This is a genomic window from Sphingobium lactosutens (assembly GCF_013393185.1).
GTDB classification, from domain to species: domain Bacteria; phylum Pseudomonadota; class Alphaproteobacteria; order Sphingomonadales; family Sphingomonadaceae; genus Sphingobium; species Sphingobium lactosutens_A.
In genome coordinates this window covers 1-18,800 of record NZ_QJQX01000017.1, presented here as the reverse complement: position 1 = coordinate 18,800, position 18,800 = coordinate 1, and the positions used below count along the sequence as shown (strand labels likewise).

Genomic DNA, 18,800 nt, shown 5'->3' with positions numbered 1-18,800 from the left:
TAGCGCGTAGACTCATTATGCGGCGCACCAGATTCGAACGCAGATAAGTTTGATTGCGGCGAGGAAATTGGCTGGATCCTTGTCGTAGCGGGTGGCAATGCCACGGTACTGCTTGATGCGATTGAAGAAGCGCTCGACGAGGTTTCGCTGTTTGTAGAGCCATGGCGAGAAGGCGAAGCGCTGCTTTCGATTGGATCGATTAGGGATGTTGGCCCAGACGTTCCTAGCCGCAGCGGCCTCACGGATTGCGTTGCTGTCATACCCCTTGTCGCCCAGCAGGGTGGCGCCTTCGGGAATGGCGTCGATCAGCGCTTCAGCCTCACAGGCATCGTGGACCTGCCCGCCTGTCAGTCTTAGGCTGACAGGGCGTCCTTCAGCATCGACAAGAGCGTGGAGTTTGCTGGTGAGACCGCCCCGGGAACGTCCCATGCCACGATCGCAACTTCCCCCTTTTTGCCCGTCGCACCGTTCTGGTGGACGCGCATGCAAGTGGAATCGATCATCACCAGTTCGCCATTATATCCGGCGGAAACCGCTGCCAGCAGCCGGTCCCAGACCCCGGCTTTGCGCCAGCGGACAAACCGGTTGTAGCAGGTCGTCGGAGGCCCATAGCGCTCAGGCACTTCGGCCCATGTAGCTCCCGAGCGAAAGCGCCACATGATCCCGTTGAGAACGCGGCGATCATCCACCCGCGCCACACCGCGAGGCTTGTTGGGCAGCAACGGCTCGATAATCCCCCATTCCCGATCTGTCAGTTCATACCGACGACGTGCCATCCAACCCTCCAATGCTGGAGAGCCGTGAATCATCTCACTCGCCAAACCGCAATCTATTTATGAGTTTACGGCCTAGTCAGGCGGGACTGGTCGATCCGCGCCGCTACCTGACGGATCAGCGCACGATATTCGACAATCAGGCGCCGTTCCATACGCCGTTCAGCGGTGTAGCCGAACGGGTCGAACATCGTTCCGCGCAGTCCCTTGAAGCGCTGCAGGATACGGAATACCGGCAACATCCATTCGCCGAACTCGCGCTTCTTTGGCCGCCCTGTCGCGTCGCGCCCCGGCAGCATCGGTGGGGCGAGGTGAAATGTGATCTTGAAATCGCCCTCGAACTGATGGCGCAAACGCGCGATGAATTTTGGATCGGCGTGGAGGCGGGCGACTTCATATTCGTCCCTGTAGGACATCAACCGGGCCGATGTCAGCGCAACCTCGCGCACGAACAACTCACTTCCGTCCAGCTTTCTCGCGGCAACGGCTGCCTCCATTTCACGAACGAAATCCACGTAGGATTTGGCATATGCCTCGTCCTGATAGGCCGTGAGCAGGCGGACGCGGCTTTCAATCAGTGTATCGAGCGTATCAATCGAGGCCGTGGTCGGTGTGTCTGCTAGGATGTGGGCGAGCTGGTCGGGCGCGTGGGCGGTGACCGGACCCAGCGCGAAGGTGCGCAGATTGCTCTTCACGAACGTGCCGTTGGGCCGGATCGCTTCCTCAATCGAGGCGGTCGACACCGGCAACAATCCTTTCTGCGCGGCATAGCCCATCATGAGTATGTTGGTGGCGATACTGTCGCCGGTCAGCGTAGTAGCAAGGTGGGTAGCGCGGAAGGGCAGGAACGGCCCGCCGTCCAGAGCATCGCGGATCGACGCTTCCAGCGTCTCCCCGTCTAGAGCAGAATCCGATCACTCTGGCTCATATCCGGTGGCTGTGAAGTAGTTTGCGCATTCTTCGGGAGTGAAGCGTGGCAACGCGTCACGTATCGCATCCCATAGCTCCGGGATAGTTCGGGCGGCGGCTTTTCGCAGGATAGCCTTGAGTTTGAAGAAGGCGTTTTCGATGGGATTGAAGTCGGGGCTGTATGGCGGCAGGAACAGCATGCTCGCTCCAACCGCTTCGATGGCTTCACGGGCAGCCATTGCCTTATGTGCCGGCAGATTGTCGAGGATGACGATGTCGCAGGATGCAGCGTTGGCGCCAGAACCTGCTGGGCATAGGCAGCGAAGCATTCGCCGGTCATGGGACCGTCCAGGACCATCGGCGCAGTCATGCCCGTCAGGCGCAGCGCACCGGTGAAAGTGGTGGTTTTCCAATGGCCGTGCGGAATTGGGGACCGACAGCGGATGCCACGCCTTGCCCGTCCCCGCAGGCGGGCCATCTTTGTTGAGGCGCCGGTCTCATCGATGAACACCAGCCGTTCGGGATCGAGGTCAGGTTGCGCCTTGAACCATGCGCGTCGCCGCGCGAGAACGTCGGGCCGTTCCTGCTCGCTGGCGTGTGCCGTTTTTTTTGACGGTCATGGAATGACGGTCGAGGAAGCGCCAGATGGTGCTCGGCGCGAAGACCGCGCCATGCTCTGATCGAAGCATCTCGGCCAGTTCGACCAGCGTGATGTCCACCTGCTCCTCGATCGCGCCAAGAATGACATCGCGATAGGCCTCGATCCTGCGCGACCGCATGTCGCCGCCCTGAGGCTTTGCCCGCGTCGAACCGGTCTCCCGCCATTCGCGAACCCAGCGGACGGCGCTTGCCGCTGCAACGCCGAAACGCTCGGCCGCCGCGCGCCGGGATAGCCCGCCATCAACCGCCGCGATCACCCGAAAACGTAAATCCTCCGAGATCGACTTTGTCATGCCAGGCTGGCCTCCTCGTCCAGCTCGCATGTTGAATCAGATTTCTTGGCTCAAGGAAATCACCACGATTCTGTCAGATCGGATTATGCTCTAGATCCATCTTGCGGTTGGTCTGAAACTCGCCGGTCAGTGTGACGTCGCTGTTTGCCACCGCTACCGTTGTGCCGGGATCGACTGTCTTTAGGACCTCGGCACCGCTTGCCACGATCATGTCGCAGGCAAGGATCAGGTCGGCCGTGGCGACACCGAGGCGCGAGGTATAGATGCCGTCAGGCGTTGGGCCGGCACGGATGTGGCTGGTCACCGCGCCGCCCTTCTGCGCCATGCCCGTCAGATCGAGCACCGTGCAGCCCTTGCCCTCCAGATGCGCCGCCATTCCGATCAGCGCGCCCACAGTCAGCACGCCGGTGCCGCCGATGCCAGCGACCAGCATATTATGACCGGCGTCGCCCAATGCAATCAGAGGCGGCTGTCGTGAACTCGTCACGCTCGAAGCGCAGCCATATGTCATACTTCGAAAGCGCGCTATGGCTCATTGCCAGCCCCGTCATATTCTGTCCCAATCCCTGGGTCCTGAGCCTGAATCTCGATCGCGAACGGCGTGGTGCACCTTCCGGTGCGCGCTCCCGCAACATCATCGATCGTGCCCGCGTCTGGCACGAGGAAATGAGGCGGTCCTTACCGCCGGAAATGACCCGGCCGACATTAGGGTCAGGACTCGTTGATCAGAGCCAGAAGATGATGGTGGCTGCGAGCGCGATGGCGGAGAAGAAGACCTGCGGGCATCGGTCGTAGCGCGTGGCGACGCGTCGCCAGTCCTTGAGGCGGCCGAACATGATCTCGATGCGGTTGCGACGTCTGTACCGGCGCTTGTCGTATTTGACGGGTTGAAGCCGAGATTTGCGGCCCGGGATGCAGGGCTTGATGCCCTTCGCCTGCAAAGCCTCTCTGAACCAGTCGGCGTCATAGCCGCGGTCACCCAGCAGCCATTTCGCTTTGGGCAGATCGTCCAGCAGAGCCGCAGCGCCGGTGTAGTCGCTGATCTGGCCGGCCGTCATGAAGAAGCTGAGCGGGCGGCCGTTAGCGTCGGTGACGGCGTGAAGCTGGACACCTCGATAAACCGTCCAATTTCGGCGTGATGGCGGCTGTATGGACCGCAGAGGTGTAACGGGGCCGGCGTGGCTGCGCATTCTGGTGGTGATTTCCATGTCGCCAGTGCCGCTAGGGAGCAGCTTTCGCATCAAGTGGGCGCAGTACGTCCCTCGAGCCAGACCAGGCGCTGGAAGTTATAGGCAAGGTTGGCCATACCGATTTTGATGGTGGCGCGGGCGATGCCGATGGTGCGCACGACGAGGCCCATTCGGTGCTTTTGCCCGGCGAAGACATGCTCGACCTGGGCGCGGATCTTGGAACGCCGGGTATTGGCTCTGGCGATCCGCTCGGGCAGCGGTCGCCGCGGCTTTCGCTTCTGGTGGATGTGGCTGGTAAACATGCCATCGGCCAGGAACGCCTCGTTCTTCTTGGATCGATAGGCGGTATCAGCCCAGACGCCGGAGGCAGTGTTGTCCTTGCTGATCAGAACCGGCAGCCTTGCGCCGTCATGGGCATTGGCGGCGCTGGCATCCCAAGTGCGGATCAGCCCATGGGTTTGTCGATGCCGATATGATTCTTGTATCCGAACATCGGGATGGCAAGGTCAACCGGCTTGGCCGTTTTGGGATCGGCGCCCTCCCTGATCTTGGCCTTGCTGTACTTGATCGACCAGCGGGCATCGCGATCTTTCTGCCGCGCCTTGGCAGGCTTCCAGTTCTCCGGCACGCGTCCTTCCTTGATCGCCGCCTTCTCCGCTTCGGTATTGCGCTGCTTGGGCGCCGGCACCATCGTCGCGTCGATGATCTGCCCGCCCATCGCCAGATAACCCCTATCCTTGAGCGCCGCATCAAAGCGGGCGAACAGCCGGTCGATCGCCTTGGCCTTCACAAGCCGCTCGCGGAAGAGCCACACCGTCGTCGCATCGGGCACCGTGCCGTCCAGCCCAAGCCCCAGAAAGCGTTGGAACGACAGGCGATCCTTGATCTGGAACTCCGTTGCCTCGTCCGACAGCGAGTAGAGCGCCTGCAGCACCAGGGCCTTGAACATGAGCACCGGGTCGAACGGCGGGCGCCCGCCCTTGCCGCGAACGCTACGTCGCAACGCCACAATCAATGGGCTCCGGAAAACCTCGAAATCCACAACAGCCGCCAATCGCTCCAGCGGATCACCCGCCGCGCTCAGCGCCTCGTACCTGGCTGAAAGATCGAAGAAACCCGGCTGCCCTATCATTACCGCCTCCGCCACATCGTCGGCGAAGTGAATCAAATCTGCCCCTCAAAGGCCAGAATATTTCGAGGCGTCCAGCTTGGTGTTCATGCCGCCTTTGGTGCGGCCGATCAGCCGCCCGAGATTCCCTTTTTAGCCCGCAGGCTCGAAGCCGTGCGGTGAGCCTTCAAATAGGTCGCATCAATCATGACCGTCGCTGGTTCGGCGGCTTCAGCAGCCAGCCCTTCCATCATGCGAAGGAAGACCCCCATATCGCCCCATCGCTTCCATCGGTTGTACAGCGTCTTGTGGGGGCCATACTCCCTGGGCGCATCGCGCCAGCGCAGCCCGTTGCGGTTGACGAACACGATACCGCTCAGAACCCGTCGATCATCAACGCACGGCTTACCGTGGCTCTTGGGAAAGTAGGGGCGCAGACGAGCCATCTGCTCGTCCGTCAGCCAGTATAGGTCGCTCATTCTCAGTCTCCTCACGGAGCCTGAATCAGATCGCGCCTCTCACCTCAATGGGTCCTGACCCTAACTATCATATGCCGGGATAAAAAGAAGCAGAGCGTTACAATGCTCGAATGTCTGAGTATCCCGGCATTGATCTAAATACAACAACGCCGAGTCAGCCTGACCGCGCTCGCCTGTAATCTGCGCAAGGTCATCAATGTCTTCGGTATTCCGGCCCGGCTACGCGCCGTGAGGGCCTGAATGGTCCCCTTGCGACGTCAACGCCACAACATCGCGCCCCATTGCCTGATATGGCCCATCAGGAACCGTCCCACGCCTCCCATGTTGAAATCAGCAGCCCACACCGCCTGCCACGCTGCGCGGCTCATCCGCAATACGATCCGGCCCTACGTTTTCGGACGGACTGACATGAGATCCAGCACCCTGCGCGCTCACAATTCCGGCTAGATGAAATTATCAAGGCTGATCGTCGGAAATGCCATCGCCTTGCATCTTGTGCTATGTCGGCATGTAGGATTTCGAAGGAACCATGGGGATGGTGGGGTGCCGCAGCGGGATCATTGCCTGGGTCGGGAGCAATATCGTTCCTTATGAGGGAGAGTTGCGCGCATGGCTCCGCCGTCGGGCGCTGCCGCCTCAGGACATCGACGATATCATTCACGACGCCTATGTCTGCATTGCCCAACTGTCCGATGTCGACCATATCCGCAACGGGCGGGCCTACCTGTTCACAACCGCCCGCTCGGTGATGCTGCGGCGAGTCCGGCGCGATCGGATCGTGCGGATCGAAAGCTTGACCGAGGTGGAAGCCATGACGGTGCAAGATGCCGATCCCGGCCCCGAACGGCTGGCAAGCGCGCGGCAGGAACTGGCGCGAGTCCAGCGGCTCATCGCCGCGCTGCCGGACCGATGCCGGGAGATTTTCCATCTCCGGCGGGTAGAGGGCCTGCCCCAGCGGCAGATCGCGGAACGACTGGGGTTGACCGAACATATTGTGGAGGCGCAGGCGGCGCGGGGCTTGAAGATCATCATGAAGGCAATCGCAGAAGAAGATGGGGGGGCAGAGCAACTTCAGGGAAGACGATATGAGCAATGCCAGACCGGTCGCCAAGATGACTGACGACCACGCAGCACTATGGGCCACCAGGCTCGACCTCGGGACTCTCGCCGTGGATCAGGAGGCGGCCCTGGAAGCTTGGCTGGCGGAAAATCCGCTTCATCAAGGTGCCTTGTTGCGCGCGCAGGCGACGCTGGCCTACCTCGACAGAGGGCGCGCGCTGTCATCTACCGCTGTGCGGCAGGAAGAGTGCCGCGCATCCAATGATGCAACTGCTCTCGATCGCCGCCGGTTTCTCAGATATTCGGCCGGCGCAGGCGCACTGGCGGCGGGCTTGGGCGCGATTATGATTGTGCCTCGCCTTGGCCGTGACGACATTCGCACCGACATTGGCGAAGTCCGCCGCGTACCCCTGGCGGACGGATCGGTCGCGGTACTCAACACCGCCAGTCGGCTGGCCGTCGCCTTGCGGCCCAAACAGCGCGCGATCCAGCTCGAAGAGGGTGAGGCCTGGTTTCAGGTAGCGCACGACAAGTCGCGACCATTTGTGGTTAAGGCAGGTGACGTGCGTGTGCGGGCCGTGGGAACCGCCTTTGCGGTACGCCGCCGCGCCGAGAGTGCCGACGTACTGGTTACGGAAGGCGTCGTGGAGACCTGGATAGAGGGACGTGAGGGAAGTCTGCGCCGCCTGACGGCAGGCGACCGATCCTATGTCAGCGCTGGGGTCCAGCCTGCGGCATCGACCGTCCAGAATATTCCACAGGAGGTGGAGCGCGCCCTCGCCTGGCGCAGCGGCGAAATAGTGCTGGATGGCCAGTCGGTCGAATATGCGGTCGCCGAACTCAACCGGTATAACCGGCAACACATCCTCATCGGTGATACGGCGATCGGTCGTGAGCGCCTGATCGGCTATTTCCGTACCAACGATCCGGCGAAATTTGCCCGCGCGGTTGCTGAAATGACCGGCGCGCAGGTCGTGGAGAAGGAAGGCGATCTCCTTCTCACGCAATAGCCCGCACCAAATCTGAAGCCTCTAATGCCGCCATAGGCGACAGCGCACATTCGATATCGAGCATTGGGGAAATCGCCTTTCTCATAGAGAAATGAAAAAAATATGTCTCCCCCGTCGGAAAGGATCGCGCGGTGCATCAAGGCAATATGGACGGGCGCGATTGCGCGCTGCCATCATGGGGGAAATACATGATTGTCTCGACTGCGATTATCGCCGCCCTTACGACACAGCCGGCCTTGGCCGAAGTGCGTAATTTTGCCATCCCGGCACAGCCTGCCGGTTCTGCCGTCTCCGTATTCGCCAAACAGTCCGGCCTTCAGATCCTGGCGAGCGAAGCCCTGCTCAAGGGCAAGCGCACCAACGCCGTCGTCGGTCGGCTGGAAGTCGAGGCCGCCCTCAAGCGCCTGCTTGCTGGCACTGGCCTTGCCGCAAAGCAGCCCGCCGACGCGACCGGCATTATCACCATCCGACGGGCCGTATCAACGCCTGCCATGCAAGCCGATCCCGCCGCGGCAACGAGCGAAGGCGGTTCAAGTGAGGCGGGCGGTGATATCATCGTAACCGCCCGCCGTCGCAACGAAACGTCGATCTCCGTGCCGGTCGTCGTTACCGGCGTAAGCCAGAGCGAAATCAACCGGCGCAATCTGACGCGGGTCGACCAGCTCAACAATGTCATCCCGCAGCTTCAGATTGGGCAGGGCGCCATTCAGGGCGGCAGCGTCGTCCTGCGCGGCATCGGCGCGAACGCCAGCACCACCACCGCGGATCAGGGGGTGACGTTCAACATCGACGGTGCCCAGGTCGCGCGTTCGAGCATCCGCCGTATCGGCCAGATGGATTTGGCGCAGATCGAGGTATTGAAAGGTCCACAAGGCCTGTTCTTCGGCAAGAACAGCCCTGGCGGCGTGATTTCGATTCGCACAGCCGATCCTACCAACAAATTCGAGGCAAAAGCGTCGGCTCTGTACGAATTTGTCGGGCGTGAGGTACAGTTTGATGGCTTTGCATCGGGTCCGTTGACCGATACGCTCGGCATCCGTGTCGCGGTGATGGGCAGCCATATGGAGGGATGGGAGAAGAATATCTATCCCGAGGCGCTGCGCTTCGCATCGACCCGAGACCGGCTGCCGCATGACCGGGAATTCGGCGGACGGCTGACGCTCAAATTCGATCCGTCCGATCAGTTCGACGCCCGGTTTAAGCTCACCTACGGCAAACTCAAGACCGCGGGTCATTCCGAAATCAGGCAATATGTCTATTGCCCGCTCGGCGCGCCGCAGCTTCCGATTGGTGTCGGTGGGTCCGGAGAAAATTGCAAGGCGGACGACAAGATTTCCTATTCGGGTTATGGGCCGGATCTCAAGCAGTTCGGACTGGGCATCAGCGAGGGGGAGCCGGATCTTCAACAGGGACAGCTATTGTCCTCGATGGAAATGAACTTCCGCCCCACCGACAAGATGACCCTGACGTCGTTGAGCAGCGTCTATAAGGTCGACCTTGACTATACCGATCCCTATTTCAACACGAGCGATCCCGACTTCGTCTTCGTGGGTGATTATCATTTCAAACTGACGGAATTGTCGCAGGAATTCCGGCTGGCCAGTAACTGGGAAGGGCCGGTCAATTTCCTCGTAGGCACATATCTGCAGGACAGCAAATTCGTTTACGACACCCAGGATGTTGCATTCCCTGACAATCCGGCCTTGTTCGGTCGCAACCAGTTGACGCTGAAAGGGTCGCACCTTTCCCTGTTCGGCCAACTGCGGGTGAACCCGGTCGAAACGGTGGAACTCACGGCAGGCGGCCGCTATTCATGGGAAAAGAAAGCGGCTTTCATAAAGAGCATCATCGGGGGCACGCCGCCCATCAACCCCAATCAGGATTGGAAGAATTTTTCGCCCGAGTTGACGGCGGCATGGCGCCCTTCCAGAAAATTGACGATATTCGGCAGCTACAAGCGTGGCTTTCTCAGCGGTGGTCTGACGCCGGGCGGCAGAATTTATGATCAGCAGATCACCAAGGGCGGCGAAGCGGGCGTCAAGGCGCTTCTTTTCAACGACCGTGTGCGTGCGAACATCAGTGCCTATAGATATGTCACCACCGGCCTTCAAGTCACGTTCGTACAAGGCCTTAATTTCGCGATCGACAACGCCGGTAAGGGTACGGTCAAGGGGATCGAGGCGGATATCAACTGGCAAACCGGCATAGAGGGGCTGACCCTCCGCGGCGCGCTAGGATACAACAAAGCGGAGTATAACATCTACACGGCGACCTGCTATCCAGGCCAGACTATTGGTGCGGGATGCAATGGTGGCGTGAGGCCCGACGGTGTCTTCACGCTCCAGGACCTGAAGGGTCGCCCCTTCGCCAACGCGCCCGAACTGTCGGGCAATGTGGGCGCGAATTTCGAACGTGACTTCAGCGACGACTGGCGCATCGGCCTTTCCGCCGACGGAAGCTACAGCAGCAGCTATTTCACGGAATCGAATCTTGTGCCTAGCAGCAAGCTTAAGGGCTTCTGGATGCTGGACGCGAATATCCGCCTGATCAGCGCTGACGATCGCTGGGAGTTCGCCCTGCGCGGTCGCAACCTCACCAACGAATATACCTACCAGATTTCGAACTCTGTACTCTTCACCGGTGGTCCATCGGGCACCAACGGTCCGACCTTCGATGCCGATCGTTACGCGTTCATCAACAGGGGCCGGCAGATTGCGCTGCAGATCACGCGTCGCTTCGGCGGTCAGTGAAGGTTTGCCCCAATCGTCCATATCAATTCAGGATCGATAAAATGAAGAATGATTCAACCAACGATCAGACCGCGCCCTTGGCAGACCTGCCGAGCGTTTCCCGCCGAACCGTGGCGGGCGGCTTTGCAGCCCTCGTCGCTTCCCTGGCCGGGGCAGGGGTGAGCCAGGCCGCCACGGGCAACATGATTGGAAAGCCGTATAGGCCTGCCATGCTGGGTACGGATTATGCGACGACGGATTCGGTGTATTTCGATCCGGATTACCCTTCCATGCACTTTCCCCATATCTTCAAGAGCAAGGGCAAGACCGTCCAGTCGTTCATGTGGCTCGCCGATGGTCCAGGAGCCAAAGGCTGCGTTATCCTTTCGCCCCAGCGCTATGGCGGCGACTGCCTCGATAGCATAATTCCCGCGCTGGTCGGGGCAGGCATTCATGTGATGCGCTTCAATCCGCGTGGCATGTGGGATGATAAGGAAGTATATTCGTTCACGTCGGCGCTCGATGACCTGCATGCGGCGGTTGCATTTTTGGGTGAAAATGGTGGTCAGCACGCGGTCCCACCCGGCACCGGCGCCGAACGGACGTTCCAGATCGACCTCGATCATATCGCCGTTCTGGGCAAAAGCGGCGGTGGCGGCATGATGGGGTGGGTTGCGGGATCCGAGAACCCGGGGCTCAACACCATTATTACTGTTAGTCCCAATGAGTTGTTGGCAAAACCGCTATCGGCGGCATACACAAAATATTTTAACGAACTTCGAGATTCGCTTGATGGGCGCGTCGATATTGTAAAAGAATTGGATGCACTTACTCCTGCTGATTATAACCGCTTTAGCATGACCAAGGCCGCACCGAGACTAGTAAACAAGAATGTGTTGTTGATTGGACACTCAAGCCGGGAATATGTCGATACTTTGCATATGCCGCTCGTACAGGCGATGCAGAAAGCCAACGCGAAACATTTCTCGCAAGTGATCTTCGAGGCCAATGATTATTATCTGACCGCGCGGGTGGCGCTCGCTCGGCTGGTCGTGTCCTGGCTAAAGGAAGAGTGCGGCTTCTAAATCCGCTGCGACTGGAATGCGGTCAGGCGCATCGCCCGCCAAAATTGCCTCTCAACAATAACTTCGACAATCGAGGTCGAATCGAGATCTGCAACAATCTGGGGGCGAATGCTCTGCGCGGCCGTTTAGACTGGAGCTGAAGGTTCTTTGGCTCTATGAAAGGTAGACAGGCAGCCACTTGGGCACCTCCAGATTGCGCGCCGTCTTCGCCACAAGGCACCGGCCCGACCGAACCCGATTGAGATAGCCGTAAAGATTTAGATTCAACAAATTGGCGGGATCATAGCCGGGATGCCTCGTCGCCTTGGGACGCGAGCGACCAAAGCCCAGGCCGCGAAGATCGAGATCATCGACGACCGCCGCGACGAACTGGACGAGGGTTGTCCGTCGTTACATAATCATCGACCGACGCCGGAAGCAGCAGCGTCCTTCCTAGTCAGGAAAGCCGGAGGAGGTGTTGGTTGGTGCACGCCTCCACCGGGCTTCCTCCGCCAGCTGATCAGCGCGGTGCAGTTATCTCACGATTTCGAGCGACAATCTGGTCGTGGCTCGGTGGGCTACTGGCCGCCATAAGTTCCTGCATGACGGCGTCGCGGTTGTGCGGTGCGCGACCCTTGTCAGCCAGTGTCAGCGCCTCCTTGAGCTCTGTGACCGTCAGTTCGGTGCAGTAGGCAGGAGTGCCGGGCTGGTGGCGCCAGGAGATTGCAAGATCGCCGGCGTCGAGGGCATCGAACCCGGCCGCCTCGACCAGTTCGCACGCGATAGTCTTTGCCCGTGCATCGTCGCCGGAAACGGGTATGGCGATCCGACCGACCGCGCCGGCAGGCTTGCCTTTTTCAGCCAGGGTATAAGCGAGGGCCGCGTTGAACCCCTTGACGACAGGGCGCCCCAGTTGCTCGCTTGACCATATGCTTTCGGTCTTGCCCGCATCGATCTCTGCGATCTGCACGCCAAACTGCGGATAGTAGTTCGACGTGTCGATCACGACAACGTCGACCGGGGCTTGCGCCAGGACGTCCGCAACCTCGGGAATGGCGCCGGACGGGATCGAAACGATGATCGCGTTGACATCCTTCACCACATCAGCGACCGCGACGGCTGTCGCCCCGATCTTTTCTGCCCGCTCACGAATTTCATCGGGTCCTTCTGCGGCTGCCAGTTTGACCGAATGCCCCGCGGCAACGAGCTTGCGCGCGATCGTTCCGCCAATGTTGCCTGCTCCGATAATACCGATCTTCATGTTCGTTTCTTCTCAATTCAAGTGTTGTGTCTAAGCTGCAAGGCGCGGATCGAGCCCGTACTGGCTCGGCGCGTGGAGGTGATCGCGCAGCGTCGTTCCTTCATAGTCCCGATGGAACAGTCCGCGGTCCTGAAGGATTGGCACCACGCCATCGACGAAGGCGTCGATGCCGTCGTCATAGACATCCGGGCTGATCCAGAAGCCGTCCACCGCTTCCGCCTCGAACCATGCCTGCATGTGATCGGCGGCCTCCTGTGGCGGTCCGACGATGACCGGATGGTAATCGATAACCCCATGCGCGAGGATGTCTTTGACGCTCCATCCCTCGCGAGCGACTGCCAGGGCATGTGGCGAGCGCGGATCGCCCGCCGACGGGCGGGCGGCGGCGAGTTGGGCCGAGGAGAGCGGCTCGTCCAATTGGCCCGGATCGATCCGTAGCCCAAGCATCTGGCTGAGGTAACCAGCGCGCTGCGGATAAGTTCGGCCGGTCATCGTCGTGCGCCGATCGAGCGCGGCCCTCCGATTGTCGGTTATCGTGGTCATCAGCCCGGCGAAATACTTGACTTCGTCCGGGTCCCGGCCAGCGCGTTCAGCAGCCTCTCGCAGCGCCATGCGCTGTGCCCGCGCGTCCTCGATCGTGAAGGCGGCGCCGATCAGCGCATTGGCGAAGCGACCCGCGAGGGCAAATGCGTTGGGGCTGCCACCGGCATGGAAAATGACCGGCTGCCCTTGCTCAGACGGCGGAATATAGAGCGGCCCGCGTGGTGCCACATATCGGCCTTTCAGGTAGATGGGCGCGATCCGGTCAGCGTCGGCGAAGCTGCCCGATGCCTGATCGGGATTCCATGCCTCTCGCCCCCAGCTTCCCCAGAGTCCCTGGACCAACTGAATAACCTCATGCGCCCGGCCGTAGCGCTCCGCGCTCGGCGGGATGCGACTACCGTAATTGGCGGCCACATCCTCACCCGCCGACGTGATCGCGTTCCAGCCTGCGCGGCCGTGGCTCATGATGTCGAGCGCCTTGAACTGCCGCGCCAGATTGTAAGGCTCGTTGAACGTGGTCGAGCCGGTTGCGACCAGGCCGATGCGGCTTGTCTCCCGCGCGACCGCCGCCAGGGTGAGCATTACGTCCAGGTTGAAGTGCGGCGGCTCGTTCGCGATGTCGGCAACCACGCTCGGACCATCGGGGAGAAAGAGAAACTGCAATTTTCCGCGCTCCGCCGCCTGGGCATGGCGCACTTTGGCATCGAAACTGGCATAGCTCAGCGGATCCACGCCGGGCATGCGCCATGATCCAGGTTGCGAGCCATAGCCGTTACCTAGATGCATGCCCAGGATCATCTGAAGGGGCATGGCATTTCCTCGTTTCTTTGAACGTTGCACACGGCGATCACGAGCCTTGCTGCCGTGAGCCGGTCTTCCATTCGAGGGCCGTCCAATCGATTGGGCGCGCGAGCAGATCCAGCTGTTGCCGCAGGAGATCAAGATCCAGTTCAGGTGCTTCGCAGGCAGACTTTACCTGATCGGTGACTGCCAAAATCGTGTCACGCAGTTGCTCTCCTGCCGCCGTGAGGCTGACAAGTACGCATCGTTCGTCTTCCCGATCCCGCACGCGGGTGACCTTTCCTGCCGCTTCCAATCGCTTGAGCAACGGCGAGATGGTTCCAGCGTCCATGTCCACCCGTGCGCCCAGATCCCCGACCGTGCGCGGCGACTGCGCGAGCAATTCGGCCAGCACGAGATACTGCGGAAAGGTCAGCCCCAGCGGCTCAAGAATGGGCTTATGAAGCCGTACCATCCGGTTTCCGGCAGCGTAGAGCGCAAAAGACAGCTGCGTTGCCCTCTGCCGTCGCGCCGCGGCGTCGCCGGGCTGCTGAGATGTTGTGTTCATGGTGCACAATATAATTCCGCTTGATGCACTTGCAAGTCCATCAACCACTATTATTTAGTGCACTATGCAATCATGCACATGACATATTTGTAGTGGAAGGAGACAGTTTATGGGTCGCTTGAACGATAAGGTCGCCATTATCACCGGTGCCGCAGGCGGACAGGGCAAGGTCGAGGCGCGGTTGTTTGCGCAACAAGGCGCGATGGTTGTGGCGAGCGATCTGAACGACGTGCTGCTGATGGCGACGGTCAAAGAGATCAATGACGAGTTGGGTCGGGAAGCCGTGTTGGGCGTCTGCCATGACATCGCCAGCGAGCAGGACTGGCAACACGTCGCGGCGCGAACGATTAACACCTTTGGGGCGATCGACATTCTCGTCAACAACGCCGCGATGCCAGGGAAAACGCGCGAAGACGTGTGGGCGATCGATGTCGAGGAGACAACGCGGATTCTCAACGTCAATCTTACCGGTACGCTGCTCGGCATCAAGGCCGTCATGCCGGAGATGAAGCGCAAGGGGCGCGGTTCCATTGTAAACATTTCGTCGGCGGCCGGGCTGGTCGGCGGGATCAGCGGGGGCTCGGTCGCCTATTCCGCCACCAAAGCGGCCATTGGCGGCATCACCAAGGAGATCGCCATCGGCGTCGCTGGCGAAGGTATTCGTGTCAACACGGTCTGGCCCGGTCTTATCCGCACGCCGATCATGGAAAGCTTCAGCAAGGAGGTGACCGAGGCGGTGCTCGCAAAGGTCCCGATGGGCTTCGCGGCAGAGCCGATCGACATCGCCTATGGCGTGCTCTTCCTGGCGTCCGACGAAGCGCGGTTCGTGACCGGCGCGGATATCGTCATCGACGGCGGCTTCACGGCGCAGTGAAGCATCCCCCACAAACATTGACTTAAAAGGTATATTTTATGATTCAGCATATCGTGCTCTTTCGCGTCAAGGACGGAACCCCACGGGAACTTCAGCAGAAGGCCTGCGATCGTCTCGAGGGTCTTGCCGGCAAAATCCCAGGGGTGCGTTCGCTCAAGGCTGGTCTGGACATCGGCGTGTCGGGAAATTTCGACTTCGGCCTGGTCGCCGAACTCGACGATCAAGCCGCTCTGGATAGGTTCTCTACGGACGCTGGCCATCTGGACGTCGCCTACTGGATTCTCGAGTTCCGGGAAGAAATCGCCATCCTCGATATCGCGCGCTGACGCATGTGCGATCGCCGTGCAGGCGATCGCACGCTTACGACGTATACCTGCGCGGAGGCCCTGAACCAAAAGGATGTACAATGGGATACAGCGCAACATCGGGAACAGGCAGTTGATCGTCACAGGTTGGTCATGTCGGAGGGGCGGTCGCCGGACTCGATATCGCCACGCATCTTGCCGGGAAGAAGGCACATAGTCCGCCGATCGAGGTCACGCTGATCGACAAGGAGACCGCTTACGTGTGGAAGCCAATGCTACACACGATTGCGGCTGGCACGGCCGATGCAGGCTCGCAGCAGACACGGTTTGCGGAGCGACATTTCATCGGCATTTACCGCTGCTTTTTTCCGGTGGCCGACACCCCTCGCTTGTTACTTTTCAACCAGGATCATGCCGCCTCTACGGCACGCACCTCTATCGTCACGCAGAGACGCCGACGGACCGCACCGAAAATAGCAGCAAGGTTATCCATACTCGGATTGCCCTTTTCGGATAGCATCCGGTGTAGGCTTTTACTCGGATGTCTGGTCTCCTCGGCCAATGCCTCGAAACCAACCGAAGCGTTGACCAGATCGCGCAGGATCAGGCGCGCGACCTGCGGTTCGCCGTTAAGGAAAGCGTTTGCCGCCTCATCGAGCATGGCTTTGGCGAAGGCGGGGTCGCGCGTGGCGCGTTCCTTCACCGTTTCTTTGAAGTCTCGGGTCAGCGCCATCTCGCTACTTCCTGCCTTTTTTGTCGGTCGCCTTGCGAACCTTATATTCATTCAACAGCACCCCAGCCTGAACGATGTCTGACTGCTGCCGCTTCTTCGTTCCACCTACGAACAGGATGACGAGTTCATCCCTTCCTTGGCGAGATAGAGGCGATAGCCTGGTCCCAGTCGATCCGATATTGTCCCAGGCCGCCGCCGATCCATTTGACATTCGAGGCGTTACCCAACTCCAACCGCACTATGGCTGTCGCCACCTTGGCGGAGGCCTGTGCATCCAGACTGTCGAACCAAGACCGCAACGGACAGGAACCGTCCTCGCGGATATATTCTTGAACTATCAACTCACAGCTCTTCAAGTAACATATACGTTACCATATGTCTAGCATCGGCCGGCCATCAGGCGAACGCCCGCAGACGGTCAAGTTTGTCGGCACCTTGTGCCAGCAGCTTGGCGATTTCATCTGACGTGCGTCGCACGGCCAGTTTCAGGGCTTCATCGACGTGAATATAGTCCTGCGTCACATTCTATGATGCGTGACCGAGCATCGCCGGATCGTCAGTTCAGAAAACCAAGTTCGGCAGCAATACTGGCGAAAGTGTGCCGCAAGATGTGGGGCGTAACGCCCGCTATGCCAGCAAATCCGCAGATACGTTGAAGGCAGGCACTGGCTGCCGTGAAGGAGCCGTCGCCTGTCGTGGCCGGGAAAACATGGGAATTGCCTGCAAACTGTGGCTGCGCCAGCTAAGCGCACTCGCCTGATTGCGGACACTGCGTACGGTCAAGCCCTTACCCTCCCCCAGTGCCAAAGCGTGATAGTGTGACGTCTCGTAGGCAACGGGCAAGGCACCGGGACCTGCCTTGCCGTCATTGATATTGGCGGACGTGACGGAGACTCAGCCAACTTCACATCGGATAGATCATACCAGATCGACAACAGTAGGGCTTTGAACATTGCCAGAGGCGGCCAGGCGGGCTCACCTTTGGAGGCCGGATAAAGCGGATCGAGAAGAACCGCGACCGCGTGCCAATCAATCAGCGATACCAGCGCGTCCAACGATGACGTCGTGCGCTCGGACCCTGAAAACCCAAATCGCTCCTGACCAATCGAACGCTGCACCACGGCCGCTCTCCTCCTTGGAAAGCACATAGAATCAGCATTTGACAAGCCTGTCTACGCCCACCCGCGCACACGTCTCATAAGATAGTCAGGCTGAGGGAGGGATAGCGCTTTTGCTTTCCGATCGGCGGCAAAACCTGGATGCGCCTATAGCGTAGTTCGATGTCGGCATGATCGTCTTTGCCAACGGCAACCCGATGCATGCCTTGCACGGTGGTCTCGCTCATTTCGTCGGCGATCGTATGGTCACCATCACCGGCCAGACGGTCGACACAGGTGCGCACCAGGAAATGCGTGCCGAGCGTCTGTGTTTCGCAGAAGAACTCGTAAATGTCATTCTCCCAGTCGCCAATGTGAACCAGTCGCTCTGGCTCGCCCAGTAGAGCGGTCGATTGGCGCATATTCTCGAGCCAGCGATAGCTCTCCTTCTCCTCGATCGGAACGCGCGTCGGATTGATCCGCCGCTTCAACGCATTGGTGCCCTTGAACTTGGTACGGGTCCAGAATTTCGCCGCCGTCAGGCCCAGTGGCAATCCTTCGGTTGTGACCGCGAGACTGTGCTGCGGCATGAGAAAGACGTAAGCGCCGACGGAAGGCGGCATTGACGCGGCCTATCAGGCTTTCCGGCGTGTCCGTGGCGCCCATTTTTTCGCGAGCGCTTCCAGCCTTGCCTCGATCAGGGGGATATCAGGCTTGGCGTTGGGATCATGGTCGTCGCCAAGGGTTTCCAGCGCCTCTTCATGATATTCATGCTGAGGATCGCCGAGCGCTTCGAGCTTTTCGGCATAGCCCCATGGTCCGCCACAGTCCTCTGGCGGCCGCATGCCTATTGCATCGAGGATGAGCGGATATGTCAGGTGCGGGCTGGCCGCGCTGACGCACTCGATCTTCACGCTATGCTCCCAGGCGTCGCCAAAGTCGTAGAGATATCGGAAGGTCTTGCGCCTTGTATCCGCCAGGACCTGGGCGAGAGTGGCCTTACGGGCGTCGAGCGGTCCGTCGAAGCCATATTCAGGATCAGGGATGCCAAAGCCGGTCTGCCCGAAGCTCATTTCCCACAGGTGAGAGTCCGTCCATGAGAAGGCGGTCTGGATGACGGTGTGCAGACGGTCCAGGCGGATATTGAGCGGCACCTCCAGCGTTCGGCTGACGGCCGGTGTGACATCGTCCAGCGTAATCTTCATCCGCACGACAGTGCCGTTGCTCACGCAGCCTTCTCCAGATCGTTGGTCAGCCTCGATGTCTGCCATTTCCACGGCAGGAAGTCATCGATCCGATTGATCGGGTGGTTGCCGATGCGTTCGATGACGTCGGTGAACCAGGCTTCGGGCTCGACGCCGTTTA

Annotated in this window: 16 protein-coding genes and 6 pseudogenes; 6 read left to right on the top strand and 16 right to left on the bottom strand. The window is 60.0% G+C overall.

The genetic code is table 11. The features are described from left to right. Positions 1-15 precede the first annotated feature (15 nt). The 7 genes and pseudogenes from DM806_RS01190 to DM806_RS01160 form a co-directional block, all read right to left on the bottom strand. A pseudogene (locus DM806_RS01190) lies at positions 16-776 on the bottom strand (IS5 family transposase). A gap of 65 nt (positions 777-841) precedes the next feature. After that, positions 842-1,549: a DUF6537 domain-containing protein gene (locus DM806_RS01185; protein WP_179041450.1), complete on the bottom strand. Its 708-nt coding sequence runs from the start codon at positions 1,547-1,549 to the stop codon at positions 842-844. A gap of 138 nt (positions 1,550-1,687) precedes the next feature. After that, positions 1,688-2,635: pseudogene (locus DM806_RS27725) on the bottom strand (IS630 family transposase). Positions 2,636-2,708: 73 nt separating this feature from the next. Next, complete coding sequence (locus DM806_RS01175) at positions 2,709-3,122, bottom strand: 2-oxoacid:acceptor oxidoreductase family protein (RefSeq protein WP_372859151.1); 414 nt, start codon at positions 3,120-3,122, stop codon at positions 2,709-2,711. A gap of 238 nt (positions 3,123-3,360) precedes the next feature. Further along, positions 3,361-3,741 (bottom strand): annotated as a pseudogene (locus tag DM806_RS01170) (IS5 family transposase); the annotation flags it as partial. A gap of 134 nt (positions 3,742-3,875) precedes the next feature. After that, positions 3,876-4,957: pseudogene (locus DM806_RS01165) on the bottom strand (IS5 family transposase). Between the two features lie 66 nt (positions 4,958-5,023). Then, positions 5,024-5,412 (bottom strand): annotated as a pseudogene (locus DM806_RS01160) (IS5 family transposase); the annotation flags it as partial. A gap of 535 nt (positions 5,413-5,947) precedes the next feature. Here DM806_RS01160 and DM806_RS01155 point away from each other — a divergent pair. The 4 genes from DM806_RS01155 (at position 5,948) to DM806_RS01140 (ending at position 11,295) form a co-directional block, all read left to right on the top strand. Next, positions 5,948-6,532 (top strand): RNA polymerase sigma factor, encoded by a 585-nt coding sequence (locus tag DM806_RS01155; protein ID WP_179041448.1) that lies wholly within the window; start codon positions 5,948-5,950, stop codon positions 6,530-6,532. Further along, the gene (locus DM806_RS01150; RefSeq protein WP_179041447.1) at positions 6,498-7,481 is read left to right on the top strand and encodes a FecR family protein; all 984 of its coding nucleotides are present in this window, start codon (positions 6,498-6,500) and stop codon (positions 7,479-7,481) included. The genes DM806_RS01155 and DM806_RS01150 overlap by 35 nt, the downstream gene beginning before the upstream one ends. Before the next feature lie 188 nt (positions 7,482-7,669). Continuing rightward, a complete protein-coding gene (locus DM806_RS01145; protein WP_179041446.1) occupies positions 7,670-10,231 on the top strand; it encodes a TonB-dependent receptor domain-containing protein in 2,562 nt (853 codons plus the stop codon). Positions 10,232-10,272: 41 nt separating this feature from the next. After that, positions 10,273-11,295, top strand: a complete 1,023-nt coding sequence (locus DM806_RS01140; RefSeq protein ID WP_179041445.1) for an alpha/beta hydrolase family protein — start codon at positions 10,273-10,275, stop codon at positions 11,293-11,295. A gap of 499 nt (positions 11,296-11,794) precedes the next feature. Here the strand turns inward: DM806_RS01140 and DM806_RS01135 are convergent, their stop codons facing one another. From DM806_RS01135 to DM806_RS01125, 3 genes are read right to left on the bottom strand one after another with little or no spacing between them, the layout of a single operon-like run. Then, the gene (locus tag DM806_RS01135; RefSeq protein WP_179041444.1) at positions 11,795-12,535 is read right to left on the bottom strand and encodes an NADPH-dependent F420 reductase; all 741 of its coding nucleotides are present in this window, start codon (positions 12,533-12,535) and stop codon (positions 11,795-11,797) included. A 30-nt stretch (positions 12,536-12,565) separates the two neighbouring features. After that, on the bottom strand, positions 12,566-13,888 hold the full coding sequence (locus tag DM806_RS01130) for an NtaA/DmoA family FMN-dependent monooxygenase (protein WP_179041443.1): 1,323 nt from the start codon (positions 13,886-13,888) through the stop codon (positions 12,566-12,568). Between the two features lie 37 nt (positions 13,889-13,925). Next, positions 13,926-14,426 carry a MarR family winged helix-turn-helix transcriptional regulator gene (locus DM806_RS01125; RefSeq protein WP_179041442.1) on the bottom strand — a complete coding sequence of 167 codons (501 nt, stop codon included), beginning with the start codon at positions 14,424-14,426 and terminating at the stop codon, positions 13,926-13,928. Positions 14,427-14,535: 109 nt separating this feature from the next. On the opposite strand from DM806_RS01125, the gene DM806_RS01120 reads away from it, so the two are divergent. Both DM806_RS01120 and DM806_RS01115 read left to right on the top strand, forming a co-directional pair. Beyond that, entirely contained in the window at positions 14,536-15,300 is a 765-nt protein-coding gene (locus tag DM806_RS01120; protein WP_179041441.1) for an SDR family NAD(P)-dependent oxidoreductase, read from the top strand. A 38-nt stretch (positions 15,301-15,338) separates the two neighbouring features. Further along, complete coding sequence (locus DM806_RS01115; RefSeq protein WP_179041440.1) at positions 15,339-15,626, top strand: Dabb family protein; 288 nt, start codon at positions 15,339-15,341, stop codon at positions 15,624-15,626. Between the two features lie 388 nt (positions 15,627-16,014). Here DM806_RS01115 and DM806_RS01110 read toward each other — a convergent pair whose 3' ends face one another. The 6 genes and pseudogenes from DM806_RS01110 to DM806_RS01085 form a co-directional block, all read right to left on the bottom strand. Then, positions 16,015-16,338, bottom strand: coding sequence for a helix-turn-helix domain-containing transcriptional regulator (locus DM806_RS01110; RefSeq protein ID WP_179041439.1), 324 nt, complete (start codon positions 16,336-16,338; stop codon positions 16,015-16,017). Positions 16,339-16,734: 396 nt separating this feature from the next. After that, a pseudogene (locus DM806_RS01105) lies at positions 16,735-17,077 on the bottom strand (tyrosine-type recombinase/integrase); the annotation flags it as partial. Between the two features lie 40 nt (positions 17,078-17,117). Then, a complete protein-coding gene (locus DM806_RS27720) occupies positions 17,118-17,486 on the bottom strand; it encodes a transposase (RefSeq protein ID WP_372859153.1) in 369 nt (122 codons plus the stop codon). A 47-nt stretch (positions 17,487-17,533) separates the two neighbouring features. Next, complete coding sequence (locus tag DM806_RS01095; RefSeq protein WP_179041438.1) at positions 17,534-18,058, bottom strand: hypothetical protein; 525 nt, start codon at positions 18,056-18,058, stop codon at positions 17,534-17,536. 12 nt (positions 18,059-18,070) lie between these two features. Further along, positions 18,071-18,664, bottom strand: coding sequence for a plasmid pRiA4b ORF-3 family protein (locus DM806_RS01090; RefSeq protein WP_372859145.1), 594 nt, complete (start codon positions 18,662-18,664; stop codon positions 18,071-18,073). Continuing rightward, on the bottom strand, positions 18,661-18,800 hold a 140-nt coding region (locus tag DM806_RS01085; protein ID WP_179041412.1), incomplete at its 5' end, for a transposase domain-containing protein. The genes DM806_RS01085 and DM806_RS01090, both read right to left, overlap by 4 nt.

Excerpts from the sequence above, each read along its gene's own strand:
- DM806_RS01140 (WP_179041445.1), top strand. The coding sequence starts at position 10,273 with ATGAAGAATGATTCAACCAACGATCAGACCGCGCCCTTGGCAGACCTG.
- DM806_RS01135 (WP_179041444.1), bottom strand. The coding sequence starts at position 12,535 with ATGAAGATCGGTATTATCGGAGCAGGCAACATTGGCGGAACGATCGCG.
- DM806_RS01185 (WP_179041450.1), bottom strand. The coding sequence starts at position 1,549 with ATGGGCTATGCCGCGCAGAAAGGATTGTTGCCGGTGTCGACCGCCTCG.
- DM806_RS01115 (WP_179041440.1), top strand. The coding sequence starts at position 15,339 with ATGATTCAGCATATCGTGCTCTTTCGCGTCAAGGACGGAACCCCACGG.
- DM806_RS01125 (WP_179041442.1), bottom strand. The coding sequence starts at position 14,426 with ATGAACACAACATCTCAGCAGCCCGGCGACGCCGCGGCGCGACGGCAG.
- DM806_RS01120 (WP_179041441.1), top strand. The coding sequence starts at position 14,536 with ATGGGTCGCTTGAACGATAAGGTCGCCATTATCACCGGTGCCGCAGGC.
- DM806_RS01145 (WP_179041446.1), top strand. The coding sequence starts at position 7,670 with ATGATTGTCTCGACTGCGATTATCGCCGCCCTTACGACACAGCCGGCC.
- DM806_RS01110 (WP_179041439.1), bottom strand. The coding sequence starts at position 16,338 with ATGGCGCTGACCCGAGACTTCAAAGAAACGGTGAAGGAACGCGCCACG.
- DM806_RS01155 (WP_179041448.1), top strand. The coding sequence starts at position 5,948 with ATGGTGGGGTGCCGCAGCGGGATCATTGCCTGGGTCGGGAGCAATATC.
- DM806_RS01130 (WP_179041443.1), bottom strand. The coding sequence starts at position 13,888 with ATGCCCCTTCAGATGATCCTGGGCATGCATCTAGGTAACGGCTATGGC.
- DM806_RS01150 (WP_179041447.1), top strand. The coding sequence starts at position 6,498 with ATGAGCAATGCCAGACCGGTCGCCAAGATGACTGACGACCACGCAGCA.
- DM806_RS27720 (WP_372859153.1), bottom strand. The coding sequence starts at position 17,486 with ATGTGCTTTCCAAGGAGGAGAGCGGCCGTGGTGCAGCGTTCGATTGGT.
- DM806_RS01095 (WP_179041438.1), bottom strand. The coding sequence starts at position 18,058 with ATGCCGCCTTCCGTCGGCGCTTACGTCTTTCTCATGCCGCAGCACAGT.